This window comes from Streptomyces sp. NBC_00009 (assembly GCF_045040855.1).
Classification (GTDB): domain Bacteria; phylum Actinomycetota; class Actinomycetes; order Streptomycetales; family Streptomycetaceae; genus Streptomyces; species Streptomyces aureus.
In genome coordinates, this window is sequence record NZ_CP108312.1 from 7,234,611 (window position 1) to 7,249,933 (window position 15,323).

Here is a 15,323-nt window from a genome sequence, read left to right on the forward strand (position 1 = left end):
TCAGGTGACCCCCGACCGCTCTCGCCACAGCGCCGCCAGTGAGGCGTCGCCGGTGAGGCTCGGGAACGGCAGCCGGTTCCACAGCGACAGATAGAGCCGCGCCGCGGGACCCGACAGCTCGCAGTCGGCCTCACCCGCCCCGTCCCGCTCGGTGACCGGCGGCTCCTGCGAGATCCGTACGGTCCATGCCCGGCGGGTGTCGGTGGCCCGCACGCGCAGCAGGCGCGGGGTGTCCGACCGCACCTTGCTCCGGCCGCGCGGGTGGAAGCCGAGCAGCAGTTCCTCGATGCCGTCGACCGCGAACTCCGCGGGGATGACGCCGGGCGTCCCGGCGAGCGCGGACTCCGCGTCCACCCGGTGGACGGTCGTCTCGTGCGCCTGCCGCCGCGCCCAGAACGCCAGCGGCGACGGCGCGGGCAGGAACGTCCAGCACTCCACGTCGGGCCGGGCGTCGGCCAGCGTCCCGACGAGCCGGCCGTGGCCCTCACGGAACCAGGCGATGAGCTCCGCGCCGTCCAGATCCGGCAGACCGTCGTCGGGGTGGTACGACGTGCGCCCCTCGGCGACGAACGCCATGGCCCAGCGATGCACCATGCCCACGTGCCGCAGCAGGTCCCGTACGGCCCAGCCCGGGCAGGTCGGCACCTTGGCGTCGGTGCCCGCCGTCTCGGCGGCCCGGGCGAGGAGGCGGCCCTCCTCGTCGAGCGTCTCGATGTGTTCCGCAGTCTCCATGGCGGGAGTCTGCCCGATGGGACCTGGCTTGAATGCGTCCTTGCAGGATGCTCGTCGCGTGCGGGTCAGGAGACGGCCGCGCGCCGGGTCGCGAAGCCGATCAGGGCGGCGACGCCCGCGAGTGCGGCCACGCTGGTCAGCGCGGCGGGGAGCGAGAACCAGTCCGCCATGAAGCCGATCATCGGCGGCCCGAGGAGCATGCCGCCGTAGCCGAGCGTGGACGCGGCGGCGACGCCGGTCGGTCCTGCCAGGGCCCCCGCGCGTTCGACCGCCACGGGGAAGATGTTGGCGAGGCCGAGACCTGTGACGGCGAAGCCGAGGAGTGCCAGCCACACGCTGGGGGCGAGCGAGCCGAGCAGCATGCCGGCCGCGCCGGTGGCGCCGCCGAACACCAACGTGCGTGTCCTGCCCAGGCGTTCGAGCAGCGTCGTCCCGCTGATCCGGCCGATGGTCATGGCCAGGGCGAAGCAGGAATAGCCTGCCGCGGCCACTCCGGGATGGGCGTGCAGGTCCTCCTCCAGGTGCAGGGCACCCCAGTCCGCGAGCGCGCCCTCTCCGTACGCGGTGCACAGGGCGATGAGGCCGAAGACGAGGACGAGTCCGCGCACACGCCCGGCGGGACGCTCGGACGCCGGCGCGGGCTCGTTCCGTATACGACCGCGGTCGTCCGGGGCCGTGGGGGCGTCGTGGCGCAGGAGTGTGGGGCCGACGGCGGCCGTGACGAGCAGGCCGATGACGGTGAGGGCGAGGAGGTGCCGGGTGGGGGAGACGTGGCCCGCGACCAGCCCGCCGAGCCCGGCGCCGAGCATGCCGCCAAGGCTGAACGCCGCGTGGAAGCTCGGCATGACGGGGCGGCGCAGGGTGGCGACCAGGTCGACCGCGGCGCTGTTCATCGCCACGTTGATCCCGCCGTAGGCGGCGCCGAACACGAGCAGGACCAGGCCGAGGGTGAGCGCCGAGTGGGTGAGCGGAGGCAGCGCGACGCTCAGCGCCAGGAGCACGCCGCTCACTACGGTCACCGGATGACTGCCGAAGCGCCTGCACAGGCGCCCCGTGAGCATCATCGTGATCACGGCCCCCGCGGAGACGCCGAGGAGCGCGAGCCCGAGCGTGCTCGCCGAAGCGCCGGTCTGCTCCTTCACGGCGGGGATGCGCACGACCCATCCCGCGAAGATGAAGCCGTCGAGCGCGAAGAAGATCGTGAGCGCGATACGCAGGCGGGTGAGGGACGGGGTCCGCGGGCTGTCGTCCTTGACGGCCCGGAGTTTGTTTAGTGTCGGCACAAAGTCAGGGTAGGGCGCCACCCCGGCCGGGGACAAGACGGTTCGAGGCGTGACGGCCACGACATCCGCCGGACCGGCACGAAGAAATGGCTGCGGCCCCACCCGTCCGGGAGGGGCCGCAGCCATGAAAGCCGTAGGTGTGGCTCGGGGCGTCACACCGCGAGGACCTTGACCCCCGCCTCCTCGAAGCGCTCCACCGTCGCCGCGTCCACGGCGCTGTCCGTGACCAGGGTGCCGATCCGCTCCGTCGAGCAGATCCGGGCGAACGCGCGCTGGCCCAGCTTGCTGGAGTCCGCCGCGACGACGACGCGCTCCGCCCGCTCGCACAGCAGCCGGTTGATGGCCGCCTCCGCCTCGTCGTGCGCCGCCGCGCCGTGCGCGACGTCGAAGCCGACGACACCGAGCACGGCCGTGTCGATAGTGATCTGGCTCAGCACGCCGTCCGCGAGCGGGCCGATGAGCTCGTACGACTGCGGCCGGGCGACCCCGCCCGTGACCACGATCTTGAACTGGGGCCGCACGGCGAGCTCGTTGGCGATGTTCAGCGCGTTCGTGACGATCGTGAGGGCCGGGGAGCCGGAGGCGAGGTCGGGGCGGACCGCGAGTGCGCGCGCCACCTCGGTCGTCGTCGTGCCGCCGGTCAGCCCGACCGCCTCGCCCGGCGCGATCAGCTCGGCGACGGCCTTGGCGATCCGTTCCTTCTCGGAGGCGTTGCGCGCGGTCTTGTAGCGCAGGGGCAGCTCGTAGGAGACGCCGTGGACGACGGCGCCGCCCCGGGTGCGTACGAGCATCTGCTGCTCGGCGAGCTGGTCGAAGTCGCGCCGGATCGTGGCCGCGGACACCCCCAGGTCGGCCGCCGCCTCCTCGACATCCAGGCGCCCCCGCTCCACGAGCAGTTCCAGCAGGGACTTCCAGCGGGCGTCGCGGGACATCCGCGGCCTCCAATCGTCGTTCTCCGGTGACCCTAGCGCACTACCTGATGCTTGGTTATGCTCGAAAGGTATCGAATTCTTGCAGGAACGAGCATACGCTCGATAGGGCCGTTCGAGCGCGACGCATGCGACGTGTTCGACCGGTCCACGGACACGACACATCAGGGAGTGGGCACGGCATGAGCCATGTCGAGAACGAGCTGAACAGCCAGCCGGAGTGCTGGACGCGCGCGGCGGGCCTGGCCGCGGGCGAGGCCGCCAAGCTGCCCGCGCCGGGGGAGCGCGTCGCGATCGTGGGCTGCGGCACCTCGTGGTTCATGGCGCAGGCCTTCGCCGCGCTGCGCGAACAGTCCGGGCAGGGCGAGACCGACGCGTTCGCGGCCTCGGAGTTCCCGGCCGGGCGCCCGTACGACCGTCTCATCGCGCTGTCCCGGTCCGGCACGACGACCGAGGTCGTCGAGCTCCTTGCCGCGGTCAAGGGGCGCATCCGGACGACCGCCGTCATCGGCGACCCGAACACACCGATCGTCTCCGCCGCCGACGACGTGATCGTCCTGGACTTCGCCGACGAGCAGTCCGTCGTCCAGACCCGCTTCGCGACGACGGCGCTCACGCTCCTGCGCGCCCACCTCGGCCTGCACACCGAGCAGGCGGTCGCCGACGCGCGCACCGCGCTGGAGACACCGCTGCCCGAAGGCCTCGTGGAGTGCGGCCAGTTCACCTTCCTGGGACGCGGCTGGACCGTCGGCCTCGCGAACGAGGCCGCCCTGAAGATGCGCGAGGCGTCCCTGTCGTGGACCGAGGCGTACCCCGCGATGGAGTACCGCCACGGCCCCATCAGCGTCACCACCGCGGGCACCGCCACCTGGATGATCGGCACGGCGCCCGAGGGGCTCGCCGAGCAGGTGACCGGCACCGGCGCGCTCTGGGTCGAGGGCGGCCTCGACCCGCTCGCCGAACTCGTGCGCGCGCAGCGCCTCGCCGTAGCCGTCGCGGCCGCCCGCGGACTCGACCCCGACCAGCCGCGCCACCTCACCCGCTCGGTGATCCTCACCGCCGGCTGACCGTCGACCGAGCTTCCGAGCCTTCCGAAAGGAGGGGCTGTGCCCCTCGCAGCAACCGGCGCGCTCGTCGCCGAGGCCACCGCGGCGCGAACCGCGGTGGCCGCGTTCAACGTCATCACCCTGGAGCACATCGAGGCCGTCGTGGCGGGCGCCGAGGCGGCGAACGCGCCGGTGATCCTCCAGATCAGCGAGAACGCCGTGCGTTACCGCTACGGGCGCCTGCTGCCCCTCGCGAGGGCCGCGGCCGACACCGCGGAGGCGTCCTCGGTGCCCGTGGCGCTCCACCTCGACCACGTCCAGAGCGACGAGCTGCTCCGCCAGGCCGCGGACGCCGGGTTCAGCTCGGTGATGTACGACGCGGCCCGGCTCCCCTACGACGAGAACCTCGCGGCCACCCGCGCGGCCGCCGACTGGGGCCATGCCAACGGGCTGTGGGTCGAGGCCGAGCTGGGCGAGGTCGGCGGCAAGGACGGTTCGGCGCCGCTCGACGCGCACGCGCCGGGTGCCCGCACGGACCCGGGGGAGGCCCGCGCCTACGTGACGGACTCGGGCGTCGACGCCCTCGCCGTCGCGATCGGCTCCTCGCACGCCATGACCACCCGCACCGCGACGCTCGACCACGACCTCCTCAAGCAGCTCTCGGAGGGCCTCGACGTACCGCTGGTCCTGCACGGTTCCTCCGGTGTCGGTGAAGACGAACTCTCGCAGGCCGTCCGGGGCGGCATCGCCAAGGTGAACGTCGGCACCGCCCTGAACATAGCGATGACGGCGGCCATCCGGGAGTTCCTTGCCGCACATCCCGACGCCGTCGACTCCCGCAAGTACCTGAGCGTGGGCCGCGAGGCGATGGCCCGCACGGTGACGGAGCTGGTCGAGGTGATGCGCCGCTGACCCGTCCCCCGCTCCCGCCCCGGTACGCGGAAGACACCTCGTACCGGGGACAATGGGGCCATGGCCGGTCAGCACGAACCGCACGCGCCCCCGCTCTTCCCGGTGCACCGGGAGCGCCGGGAGATCACCCCCGGCGCCGTGCACGTGCCCGGCTGGCTCGACGCCGAGGCCCAGTGCGCACTCGTCGAAGCCTGCCGCGGCTGGGCCGCCGGGCCCGTGCCGATGCGCCACACACGACTGCCGGGCGGCGGCGTGATGTCCGTGCAGACCGTGTGCGTCGGATGGCACTGGCAGCCCTACCGCTACACGCGTACGGCATCCGATGTGAATGGCGCCCAGGTGGCCCAATTCCCCGACTGGCTACGGGAGTTGGGCAGACGCGCGCTCGTCGACGCGTACGAGGACGACGCGGCCGGTGACGGCTACGACCCCGACACGGCACTGATCAACTTCTACGACGGCGCCGCCACCATGGGCATGCACCAGGACAAGGACGAGCGCGCCCGGGAACCCGTCGTCTCGCTCAGCGTCGGCGACACCTGCGTCTTCCGGCTGGGCAACACCGAGAACCGCGGCAAACCGTACGAGGACATGGAGCTGGTCTCCGGGGACCTGCTGGTCTTCGGAGGGCCGTCGCGGCTCGCCTTCCACGGGGTGCCGAAGGTGTACCCCGGCACCGGCGACCCGGCCATCGGGCTCTCCCGGGGCCGCCTGAATCTCACGATGCGCGTCACCGGACTCACCGGACCGCCCTCCGCACCCTCCCCACAGGGGTGAGTTCACCCGCAGGGGCTGCGGCGTTCACCGGATACGATGCGACACGGTGATCAGGGCGAGGAGTTGCTGATGCGTGGCAAGGCGGCCTCCGGGGCCGGGGGGCAGACGGCGGGCGAGGCGGAGGGTTCCGCGCGTGCGCCCCGTCTCGAGCGGGGCCGTGGTGCCCTCGGCCCGGCGCTCGAACTCGTGCACACCGGCCGCGCGCCGACCCGCGCCGTCCTCACCGCCGAACTGGGGGTGACCCGGGCCACGGCGGGCGCGGTCGCCGCCGAGCTGGAAGCGCTCGGGCTCATCAGGATCGACGCGAAGCCGAGCGCCGCAGCCGGCTCGCAGGGGCGCCCCTCGCACCGGCTGTCCGTCGCCGAGGACGGACCCGTGGCGCTCGCCGCGCAGGTGCACGCGGACGGCTACCGCGCGGCCCTCGTAGGCCTCGGCGGCCGCATCGTCGCGACCACGCCCGGCTGCGAGATCATCGACCCGGACCCGGCGCAGGTACTCGGCTCGGTCGTGGAGGCCGGCGCCCAGCTCCTGCGCGAGACCGGCCGCCACTGCGTCGGAGCAGGCCTCGCAGTGCCGTCCGCCGTGGCCGAGCCCGACGGCACCGCCCTCAACCCGCTCCACCTCGCCTGGCCCGCGGGCTCGCCCGTCCGCGAGATCTTCGCCGAGCGCGTACGGGAGGCAGGCATCGGGCGGCCGGCGTTCGCCGCGAACGACGTCAACCTCGCCGCCCTCGCCGAACACCGCCACGGCGCGGGCCGCGGCGCGCGCGACCTGCTGTGCGTCGCCACCGGCCACCGCGGCGTCGGCGGCGCGCTCGTCCTCGACGGGCGTCTGCACACCGGCAGTTCGGGCCTCGCCCTGGAGGTCGGGCACCTCACCGTGAACCCCGAGGGCCGGCCCTGCTACTGCGGCAGCCGCGGTTGCCTCGACGTGGAGACCGACCCGCTGGCCCTGCTCGACGCGGCGGGCCGCGAACCCGGACCCGACGGCTCCCTGCTCCAGCAGGCCCGCGACCTGATCGCCGGCAGCCTCGACGACCCCAAGGTGCGGATGGCCACCGAGGCCCTGATCGACCGTCTCGGACTCGGCCTCGCGGGCCTGGTGAACATCCTCAACCCCGACCGCATCATCCTGGGCGGCCTGCACCGGGCGCTCCTCGACGCGGACCCGGACCGTCTGCGGGCCGTCGTCGCGGACCGCAGCCTGTGGGGCCGCAGCGGGGGCGTCCCCATCCTGGCGTGCACGCTCGACCACAACAGCCTGGTCGGAGCAGCCGAGTTGGCGTGGCAGCCGGTCCTCGACGACCCGCTCTCGGCGCTGGGCCTCGCCTGACGCGCGGGCAACCGTCGCACCGCGGCTGGTCCTGCAAGGGCTTGACCGTGCACAATCACCGCCATGATCGGTGAATCGGCCCGGAATTACCTGGCCTCGGTGGAGAGCCGCCTCCAGGCGGACGGCTGCGCGACGCGCTGGGAGGACTGGTTCGGTGTGCCCGCCCTCGTGGGGCGGCGGGCCGACTTCCGGATGCGCTGGATGGCCACCAACCTGCACCTGTTCACCGTCGCCGCGGCCGTGCCCGAGATCACTCCGCAGAGCGTCGACGCGTTCACCTCCCAGGTCCTGACGTACGCGAAGCAGAACAAGGGCGGCCTTCCGGTCGGCCTGCAGACCGGCGTCGCGGCCTTCCCCGTCCTCGTCAGCGAGCGCGTCGACCCGGCCGCCATGGCCTGGGCCGAACAGCAGCAGCGCAACCGCTTCGCCTGCTTCGCGCGCCCCGTCGTCGTGGACAGCGCACAGCGCTACGTCGGCTTCTACCGCGGCAAGCCGGCCATCGGCCGCGTCTACGCCTCCCACCTCATCGACAAGGGCAACCGCTACTTCAACTGAATCTTGCGAGGAATCCCGTGGCTTTAGCCATCGGGTGGAATCGCATCCTGTGGCGGCGCTCCGGAGGGGCGCGGTGGCGTGTCGGCGGAGCCGACCCGATGGTCGTCGCGGAGCGGCGCATTGCCGTCCCGGCGGAGCCGGGGTGTTGCTCAGCCGGGACGTTTCTGGTTCTCGATGTACTCCTTGACCACCTGTAGTGGGGCGCCCCCGGTGGAGGCGGCGAAGTATGACGGTGACCAGAAGTGTTCGCCCCACAGGTGGCGGTGGATGTGCTCCGGGTACTCCTTGCGCAGCAGGCGGGCGGAGACGCCCTTGAGGGAGCCGACCATCCGGGACAGAGCGATCTGCGGGGGATAGTGCACGAGCAGGTGGACATGGTCCGCCTCGCCGTTGAACTCGGTCAGCTCGGCCCGGAAGTCGCCGCACACCTCGGCCATGATCTCTTCGCAGCGGGTGAGGATCTCGTCGGTGAAGGCCGCACGCCGGTACTTGGGGACGAGGACCAAATGGGCGTGCAGGGTGTAGATGACGCTACGACCCCTGCGGATATTCGGATTTGGTTCCCATCGTGGTGACACAGGTCAAGCAGTAGCATGGTCGGCATGAAGCTGGTGGTGCGGGTGAAGCTGCTGCCAACGCCCGTACAAGCATTGGCGCTTGAGGCAACCCTGCATGTCTGTAACGAGGCGGCGACCTGGCTGTCGACTCAGGCGTTCGAGCGCAGGGTGTTCTCCCGGGCCGGACTGCAGGCGATGGCCTATTGCGAGGTGAGGGCTCGCGGGCTGTCGGCGCAGCCTGCGCTGCATGTGCTGCGCAAGGTCGCCGACGCGTACAGCACCCTGACGGCGAACCTGATGGCCGGAAACCTCGGCAAGCCCGGCTCCCAGCGGCATGCGAGGGCCACCGGTAAGCCGGTCGTCTTCCGTGAGGTCGCGGCCCAGCCCTTCGATGACCGCTGTCTGTCGTGGCAGATGGGCGAGCGGACGGTGTCGATCTGGACCGTCACGGGCCGGATGAAGCACATCGCCTTCACCGGCTCACCGGAGCAACTCGCCGTCCTTGAGGCGTACCGCAAGGGCGAGAGTGACCTGCTGTACCGAGACGGGCAGTGGTATCTGATCGCCACGTGTGAGGTTGCAGAGGCCGAACTGGACGCGCACCCGGCGTCCTTCGTCGGGGTGGACCTGGGGATCGTGAACATCGCGACCACCTCCACCGGCACCCGCCACAGCGGACGCCGTCTGAACCGGCGCCGCGAGGCGGACCGCACACTGCGGGCCAAACTACAGACGAAGGGCACGAAGTCCGCGAAGCGGCGGGCGAAGAAACACGCGGGCAAGGAAGCACGGCGGGCCCGGGACATCAACCACAAGATCAGCAAGCGCATCGTGGCAGAGGCTCAACGCACCGGCCGCGGGATCGCCCTGGAAGACCTGGGCGGTATTCGCGAGCGGGCACGGCTCAGGAAGCCCCAACGCGTCACGCTGCACTCCTGGTCCTTCCATCAGCTCGGCGCCTTCATCGCCTACAAGGCGAAAAGAGCCGGGGTCCCGCTGGTGCACGTCGATCCGGCGTACACCAGCCAGGAATGCTCCCAGTGTCATCACACCGACAGACGCAACCGGCCCTCGCAGGCCCGGTTCGCGTGCCAGGTCTGCGGCTTCGTTGAGCACGCGGATCTGAACTCGTCCCACAACATCGCCGCACGCGGCTGGTGGACGTGGGTTCGCGGGGCTGAGTCACAGGCCCCTGCGCTCACCCTCATCGCGTGAGCGCTGGATGCAGCCGGGCCTCATCATCGCCAGTGATGACCCGAGCAGCAAGCCCGGGCTTCAGCCTCGGGTAGTTGACCGGGTAGTCGTCACGGTCACCGGTCGCCGCGCACGCTCTGCTCAGGCCCACCGCGAGTACCCCGCGCGCCAAGTCGCCTCCCGAGTGGTGTCCGACGGCGAGCAGTTCGCGTAGCGCGGGTTCCAGGGCGCCGTCCCCGCTCAGTGCCCGCAGGAACGCGTGGGCCTGCGGCACGCATTCGCCGCGTGCCGCGTGCCTCAGGAGTGCCGCTGACAGCAGCGGTGTGCGCAGGGTCGCGTCCGTGACCGCCTCCGAGAGGGGCGCGAGAGGGCCTCCCCACGCTCGGCTCGCCAGCAGTGCGCCGCACAGGATGTCGTCACCGGACGGGGTGAGCCCCGGGCCGAGGCCGACCAGCGCGCGGGCGGTCCGCCGGACTTCGCCCGCGTCATCGGTGTGCAGGGCGTGGCGCAGGTCGGTCATGCGGGGTGCCAGCGGGGGCGGCAGGGGTTGCGCCAGGGCGTCGAGCAGCACCCTCACCTGCCTGATGCGCGCGGACTCCGGTGGGGAGAAGGCGTCCTGGACACGGGGCGGTGTCCAGGACGCCTCCGGCTCGAAGCGAACGGGCCCGATGACTACGCGGCCTGCCCCGAAGCCGGCCCATGGTGTGTTCAGGTCCAACGGGCGGTCCGCCGACGAGAAGGGCAGTACGAGCGCGTTCGGCAGGCGGATTGCGTCCCTGGTCACCACGGCGAGCGCGGGCAACTCCTGGTCGCCGGTGGCGAGATGGACCGCGTGGCGGGTGGTGGCGACGACGCGGGCCGGCCGGGGCGGACCGTGCAGCAGCGGGGCGACGGCCGTGCTGATGGTGCCGAGGTGCAGGTGACTGAGGGGGCCGTGGTGTGCGTGACCGACGGTGTCATGGTGTACGTACGCAGGGCAGGTCACCTCAGCCCGTACAGAACCCCCGCCGGCCGCCGTGCCCGTCACTCCCCGGGCTCCGGGGGCACGTCGAAGGCGCTCAGCGCGTCCGTGAAGCAGCGCATCGGGGCGTGGGTGAGGCCGGCGCCGATCTGGCCGATGCCCGGTTCGCGGTGGGCGATGCCCGTGGTGATGACCGGTTCGAGGCCCGTGTCGACGACCTTGCGGATGTCGAGGCCGACGGGGCTGCCGACGAAGTCGAGGCCGGGGAGGCGGTAGTCGCGATGCCGGCCGACGGTGAGCGTCGCCATCTCCTGGCTGACGCGGCGGGCCCCTTCGGGGGTGCCGCCCACGAAGCCGACGATCGCCGGGGCGGCGGCCAGCGCGAATCCGCCCAGGCCGTGCATCTCGGTGATGGCACTGTCACCGATGTCGGGATTGGCGTCGGCGGGCCCGTATCCGGCGAAGTAGAGGCCGTCCACGGGGGCGGCGGGCGCCGTGAACCAGGCGTCGCCGAGGCCGCTGACGCGGATGCCGACGTCGACACCGTTGCGCGCGAAGGCGGTGACGACCGTGGAGTGCGGCACGCCGTGCCCGGCCAGCAGCGCCAGCTTGCTCGCGGCCATGGAGAAGTTGAGGAACCAGTAGTTGTTGTCGCGCAGGAAGTCCAGCGCCTCGATCCCGCCGAGTTCCGCGTGCCGGGCGAGCGCGGCGGAGAGCTCGCGGGTGAGCAGGGCGCTCGCGGCGGTGTTGCGGCTGTGGCACTCGTCGCCCATCTGAAGGGCCTGCGCGGTGACCGACCGCAGGTTCACCGGCTCGGCCAGCGAGCCGATCGCCGCGCGCAGCGCGGGGCCGAGGCGCTCTCCCATCCAGCGCAGCCGCTTCATCACGTCGTCGCCGAGCGCGCCGTAGCGCAGGCAACGGCCCTGCCCCTCGTTGAGGTTGGAGTAGGCGCGCAGGCCCGTGGCCTCGTCCTCCACGACGAGCAGGGGCATGGACGCGGAGATGACGCCCGCCATCGGGCCGACCGTGTCGTGGTGATGGCAGGGGGCGAAGCGGATGGCTCCCGCGTCGGCGAGTGCTTCCGCTTCCGGTGCGGTCGCGGCCCAGCCCTCCAGGAGTGCGGCGCCGACGACGGCGGCCCGCATCGGGCCGCACATGCGCTCCCACTCGATCGGCGGTCCGGCGTGCAACAGGAGCCTCTCCCGCTCCAGTTCAGGGATGAGCTCCCCGGCCGGGCGGACGTCGGTCCACAGCGGCACGACGCCGAGTATCCGCTCGAGTGCTTCGGCGTTGGCCGCCTCGACGGCCGGGTGCGCGACCAGGCGGGCGAGCCCGGCGCCGAGTTCCGGATCACCGTAGGCCGGGGGGCGCCAGTCGACCGCCGTCACCGTCGCGCCCGCGGCCCGCGGCGGCCCGGCGAACGCGTCGACACCGACATTCACGACGTGCGGTACGCCGGTCAGGAGGCCCTGCGCGGGCGAGGCCTGTGCGGGCGAGGCCTGTGCGGTCATGCGGTCTCTCCGATCCGGGAGGCAGAGGCAGAGGCAGAGGTAGAGGCGGAGGCGGAGGCGGAGGTAGAGGTAGAGGTAGAGGCGGAGCCAGGGGCGGCTGCGGGGCCGGGCATCAAGTCGCCACCGGTGCACAGGAGTTCGGCGCAGACCCGCGCGGCGGTCGTGCTGCTGTCGACGACGTACGCACCCGCGTCACGCAGAATCCGCTGCTGTGCGGTGAGCCCCTGCGGGTCGTCGTCGGTGCCCACGACGAACGCGATCACCGGCGGGGCGTCGAGGGGGGCCTCGGTCAGGGCCCCGGCGAGAGCCGCTGCCGGATCCGGCGCTGCGCCGTGTCCGATGACCACGTCGAGGACGACCGCGGCGCTCCGCGGGTCCGCGAGGGCCGCCCGCAGGTACTCGGTGCGGACCGTGGGGTCGATCATCGGGTGGGGGCGCCCGGCGGTGAACTCGTCGTCGCCCAGGTCGAGTACGAGATGCCGGTCCGGCAGGCGCGGGGCGGCGCCCGGCACCGGCGGGGGAGCGGTGCGGGTGATGTCACCGAGCGCCGGGCCGAGGAGCAGGGCCGCCTCATGGGCGAACGTGCCGCCCGCGTACAGGGCCCGCAGCAGGCGGCGCGGCGGAGCGGGGGCGGGCAGCTTGGGCAGCTCTTCGTCGGGCGGCAGCGCTCCGCCGACGGCAAGGGAGGCCGCGGACTGCGCTGCCTCCAAGAGGGTGGGCGCGAGCGTCACTCCGGCCGGGGCGGGGGCAGTCCCGTCCGTGCCGAGGAAACAGGCCACCACCGGTTTCCCCAACGCGCTTGCGTGCCGGAGCAGTTGCTCGGCCACGTGTGGTGCGGGCGGTTTGGATACGAGGACGATGACCTCCGTGGCGGGGTCCGCGGCCAGGGCGTCGAGCCCGGCCCGCATCGTCAGCCCGCCCACTTCCGCGCTCACGTCGCGGCTGCCCGTGCCGATCACGTGGCTGACCCCCGAGCCCATGGAGTGCAGCAGGCTCGACACCTGTTGCAGGCCCGTACCGGAGGCCCCGACCAGGCCGACGCAGCCCGCCCGCACCTCGTTGGCGAAGCCGAGGGGGATGCCGCCGATGACGGCGGTTCCGCAGTCCGGGCCCATGACGAGCAGCCCGCGGCGGGCGGCCTCGCGCTTCAGGAGCACCTCCTGCTCGATCGGCACGTGATCGCTGAAGACGAAGGCGTGCATGCCCAGGCGCAGCGCCTTGAGGGCCTCGGCGGCCGCGTACGGGCCTGGGGTGGAGATCAGCGCGAGACTCGCGCCGGCCGGGGCGCCGACGAGCGAGCGCACCGGGGGCCCGGCGTCCGCACCGGCCTCCGGTCCTGCGCCCGGTCCCTCGCCGGGACCGGACAGGGCATCGACCACCAGGGCGAGGGCTGTGTCCACCGCGTCGGGTTCGCCGCGGACGGCGACGAGCAGGTCGTTGGGTCCGGCGTCGTGGCCAGGGGTGGTCAGCAGCCCCGACCGCGCGAGGACGTCGCGGTTGGCGGGTGTGCCCATCACGAGGCTGATGGTCTCGACGCCCGGCGGTTCGGCCAGGCGGGCGGCGACCCTCATGAGGGCGACGGAGTCGGCGTAATGATCCTTGTGCACGGCGTTTCGCAGCACCATGGGTCCGACTCTAGGCAGCGGCCCGCCCCTTGCAGCATGGCTCGAAGTGCCAGAACCGGCAGGGGATTTACCGGCAACGGGTGACAGTGACCCGCCTTTCGAGGATCAGCGTCGGCCGCAAGGAGGGCTTGCTCAGCGCCGGTCGCGCGCAGAGAGCAACCGGTGTGCGTGGACGGCCAGTTCGGTCTGGAGCCGGGCCGTCGGCCGGCGTTCGAGACCGCCGGTGAGGCGGTCGATCTGGCGCAGTCGATAGCGCAGGGTGTTGTAGTGGACGTGCAGCCGCGCGGCGGTGGCCACGCCGTTGCGGTCCTGGAGGAGATAGACGCTGAGGGTCTCGACGAGGCTGCCCTCGTGCTCGGCGTCATGGGCGAGCAGCGGGCCGAGCGCGTCGTCGACGAGAGCCGTGAGCTCCGCCGCGGGCAGTAGTCCGAGAAGCCGGTACACCCCCAGGTCCGCATGGCCGCGGACGAAGTCGGGGCCGTGCAGTTCGCGGCCGAGCGTCAGGGTCTGCGCCGCTTCCTCGTAGCTGTGGTGGTAGTCGGTGAAGTCGTCCCGGACGGTTCCGGCGGCGACCGCCACGTCCCAGTCGGGGTGTGCGGCGGTGACGGCCGCGTGCAGGGCCTGACATCGGCCGTTGAGGGACGGCCCCGGTTCCATCAGCAGGACGAGTCCGCTCTGGCTGCCCCAGATGATCGCGCCGGGCCCGGCCGCCGACCGTACGAGGGGCAACAGCCGTTCCTCCAGAGCGAGTTCGGTGTCGGCGGGGCCGCCGGTGCCGGTGGAGGCGACCTCGACGAGGACGGCCGCGCGGGGCAGACGCAGGTTCCAGCCCATGGCCGCGGCGCGGCGCGCGGTCTCGGCGCGGTCGCGCGGAGGCCGTGAGACCAGTTCCATCAGGAGCAGCGTGCGGTAGCGCTGCTGGCGGCTGGCCAGGGCGCGTTCCTGGGCGGCGATGGTCGCCGCGACGGTCGTGGCGTGCTCCAGCGCCATCCTCTGATGAGTGTCGAGCTCATGAGTGGAAGGCATGGCCGCCCCGGCCCCGTGGTCCGCGGCCTCCGCGTCGTCCCGCCACAGGGCCACGGCGCCGCTCGCGCCCGTGCCCGTCTCGATGGCGCGCTCGGCGGCGGGCGGACGGTCGGAAGGCGGGGAGCCCGCGGAGGCCAGGATCCACCCGTGCTCGTCGAGCACGGCGGCCGCGCAGCCGGACAGTTCGAGCAGTACGTTCATGAGCTCCTGGTAGGAGCCTCCGTCGAGGGCCACCGCCGTGAGCCGTTCATGGATGGCGCGCGAACGCTCCAACTCCAGGGCCTGGCGGTTCAGTACGGTGCCCAGCACCTCGGACAGGATGTCGTTGAACATGACGGCGCCCGGCAACTCGACGACAGGGAAACCGAGTTCGTCCGCCACCGCCAGCATCACCGGCGGCAGCGCGGGCAGATAGGGACCCACCTTCACGGCCAGGGCGGCGAGGCCGCGCTCGGCGAGTACGGGGATCAGGTCGCTCAGCGCCTCCGCGTCGTCACGGACGGCGTAGGCGGTGGTCAGCAGCAGCTCGCCGCCGCGCATCCAGCGCACGATGTCGGGGACTTCCATGATGTTGACGACGCGGATACGGCGGCCGCGGCCGCTCGCCCCGGCGACGAGTCGTGCGCCGCTGAGGCAGGGCAGGGTCAGCGCCTCGCTCACGGTCAGCCCGGGAGAAAGGCCGTAGGGGACGGTCGGGGCGGTACCGATACCGATGCCTGTCATGCACAGTCACTATGCGACAGCCGCGAGTAACCTGTAATACCCCGCGCGTAACTTCCATGTTTCCCACCGCGGTTGGGGACGCCCCTTGTCAGCGGGTGTCAACGGCGGACCCCTCATCCTGGCGTCCGGTGCCCATGACCGGCTCGGCCCGCCCCTCTTA

Annotated in this window: 14 protein-coding genes; 6 read left to right on the plus strand and 8 right to left on the minus strand. The window is 72.4% G+C overall.

The genetic code is table 11. The annotated features are described in order from the left end of the window. The 3 genes from OHA58_RS32785 to OHA58_RS32795 form a co-directional block, all read right to left on the minus strand. Window positions 1-732: a maleylpyruvate isomerase family mycothiol-dependent enzyme gene (locus OHA58_RS32785; RefSeq protein ID WP_405483265.1), complete on the minus strand. Its 732-nt coding sequence runs from the start codon at window positions 730-732 to the stop codon at window positions 1-3. A gap of 65 nt (window positions 733-797) precedes the next feature. Then, window positions 798-2,015, minus strand: a complete 1,218-nt coding sequence (locus tag OHA58_RS32790; RefSeq protein ID WP_405483267.1) for an MFS transporter — start codon at window positions 2,013-2,015, stop codon at window positions 798-800. A 152-nt stretch (window positions 2,016-2,167) separates the two neighbouring features. Beyond that, on the minus strand, window positions 2,168-2,947 hold the full coding sequence (locus tag OHA58_RS32795; protein WP_393875186.1) for a DeoR/GlpR family DNA-binding transcription regulator: 780 nt from the start codon (window positions 2,945-2,947) through the stop codon (window positions 2,168-2,170). A gap of 179 nt (window positions 2,948-3,126) precedes the next feature. Here OHA58_RS32795 and OHA58_RS32800 point away from each other — a divergent pair, with 179 nt between their 5' ends. The 5 genes from OHA58_RS32800 to OHA58_RS32820 all read left to right on the plus strand — a co-directional run bounded on the left by OHA58_RS32800 (window position 3,127) and on the right by OHA58_RS32820 (window position 7,566). Further along, a complete protein-coding gene (locus OHA58_RS32800) occupies window positions 3,127-4,011 on the plus strand; it encodes an SIS domain-containing protein (protein WP_405483269.1) in 885 nt (294 codons plus the stop codon). Between the two features lie 39 nt (window positions 4,012-4,050). Beyond that, a complete protein-coding gene (locus OHA58_RS32805) occupies window positions 4,051-4,902 on the plus strand; it encodes a ketose-bisphosphate aldolase (RefSeq protein WP_405483270.1) in 852 nt (283 codons plus the stop codon). 60 nt (window positions 4,903-4,962) lie between these two features. Beyond that, on the plus strand, window positions 4,963-5,679 hold the full coding sequence (locus tag OHA58_RS32810; protein ID WP_405483272.1) for an alpha-ketoglutarate-dependent dioxygenase AlkB family protein: 717 nt from the start codon (window positions 4,963-4,965) through the stop codon (window positions 5,677-5,679). A 69-nt stretch (window positions 5,680-5,748) separates the two neighbouring features. After that, complete coding sequence (locus OHA58_RS32815) at window positions 5,749-7,011, plus strand: ROK family protein (protein WP_376252430.1); 1,263 nt, start codon at window positions 5,749-5,751, stop codon at window positions 7,009-7,011. 63 nt (window positions 7,012-7,074) lie between these two features. Further along, window positions 7,075-7,566 carry a levansucrase gene (locus tag OHA58_RS32820; RefSeq protein WP_405483273.1) on the plus strand — a complete coding sequence of 164 codons (492 nt, stop codon included), beginning with the start codon at window positions 7,075-7,077 and terminating at the stop codon, window positions 7,564-7,566. 149 nt (window positions 7,567-7,715) lie between these two features. Here OHA58_RS32820 and tnpA read toward each other — a convergent pair whose 3' ends face one another. Next, window positions 7,716-8,144, minus strand: coding sequence for an IS200/IS605 family transposase (gene tnpA / locus OHA58_RS32825; protein WP_405483274.1), 429 nt, complete (start codon window positions 8,142-8,144; stop codon window positions 7,716-7,718). Window positions 8,145-8,168: 24 nt separating this feature from the next. Here tnpA and OHA58_RS32830 point away from each other — a divergent pair, with 24 nt between their 5' ends. Further along, window positions 8,169-9,338, plus strand: a complete 1,170-nt coding sequence (locus OHA58_RS32830; protein WP_405483276.1) for an RNA-guided endonuclease InsQ/TnpB family protein — start codon at window positions 8,169-8,171, stop codon at window positions 9,336-9,338. On the opposite strand, the gene OHA58_RS32835 is transcribed toward OHA58_RS32830, so the two are convergent. The 4 genes from OHA58_RS32835 to OHA58_RS32850 all read right to left on the minus strand — a co-directional run bounded on the left by OHA58_RS32835 (window position 9,328) and on the right by OHA58_RS32850 (window position 15,163). Then, window positions 9,328-10,302, minus strand: a complete 975-nt coding sequence (locus tag OHA58_RS32835; RefSeq protein WP_405483278.1) for a DUF2877 domain-containing protein — start codon at window positions 10,300-10,302, stop codon at window positions 9,328-9,330. The genes OHA58_RS32830 and OHA58_RS32835 overlap by 11 nt on opposite strands. 38 nt (window positions 10,303-10,340) lie before the next feature. Further along, complete coding sequence (locus OHA58_RS32840; protein ID WP_405483280.1) at window positions 10,341-11,789, minus strand: DUF1116 domain-containing protein; 1,449 nt, start codon at window positions 11,787-11,789, stop codon at window positions 10,341-10,343. Then, window positions 11,786-13,414 (minus strand): acyl-CoA synthetase FdrA, encoded by a 1,629-nt coding sequence (gene fdrA / locus OHA58_RS32845; protein ID WP_405483281.1) that lies wholly within the window; start codon window positions 13,412-13,414, stop codon window positions 11,786-11,788. The genes OHA58_RS32840 and fdrA overlap by 4 nt, the downstream gene beginning before the upstream one ends. A gap of 132 nt (window positions 13,415-13,546) precedes the next feature. Then, window positions 13,547-15,163: a PucR family transcriptional regulator gene (locus tag OHA58_RS32850; RefSeq protein WP_405483282.1), complete on the minus strand. Its 1,617-nt coding sequence runs from the start codon at window positions 15,161-15,163 to the stop codon at window positions 13,547-13,549. Window positions 15,164-15,323 lie beyond the last annotated feature (160 nt).

What these genes read in the sequence shown, in the direction of transcription:
- OHA58_RS32810 (WP_405483272.1), top strand. Translation starts at nt 4,963, where the DNA reads ATGGCCGGTCAGCACGAACCGCACGCGCCCCCGCTCTTCCCGGTGCAC.
- OHA58_RS32815 (WP_376252430.1), top strand. Translation starts at nt 5,749, where the DNA reads ATGCGTGGCAAGGCGGCCTCCGGGGCCGGGGGGCAGACGGCGGGCGAG.
- OHA58_RS32800 (WP_405483269.1), top strand. Translation starts at nt 3,127, where the DNA reads ATGAGCCATGTCGAGAACGAGCTGAACAGCCAGCCGGAGTGCTGGACG.
- fdrA (WP_405483281.1), bottom strand. Translation starts at nt 13,414, where the DNA reads ATGGTGCTGCGAAACGCCGTGCACAAGGATCATTACGCCGACTCCGTC.
- OHA58_RS32795 (WP_393875186.1), bottom strand. Translation starts at nt 2,947, where the DNA reads ATGTCCCGCGACGCCCGCTGGAAGTCCCTGCTGGAACTGCTCGTGGAG.
- OHA58_RS32820 (WP_405483273.1), top strand. Translation starts at nt 7,075, where the DNA reads ATGATCGGTGAATCGGCCCGGAATTACCTGGCCTCGGTGGAGAGCCGC.
- OHA58_RS32785 (WP_405483265.1), bottom strand. Translation starts at nt 732, where the DNA reads ATGGAGACTGCGGAACACATCGAGACGCTCGACGAGGAGGGCCGCCTC.
- OHA58_RS32830 (WP_405483276.1), top strand. Translation starts at nt 8,169, where the DNA reads ATGAAGCTGGTGGTGCGGGTGAAGCTGCTGCCAACGCCCGTACAAGCA.
- OHA58_RS32850 (WP_405483282.1), bottom strand. Translation starts at nt 15,163, where the DNA reads ATGACAGGCATCGGTATCGGTACCGCCCCGACCGTCCCCTACGGCCTT.
- OHA58_RS32840 (WP_405483280.1), bottom strand. Translation starts at nt 11,789, where the DNA reads ATGACCGCACAGGCCTCGCCCGCACAGGCCTCGCCCGCGCAGGGCCTC.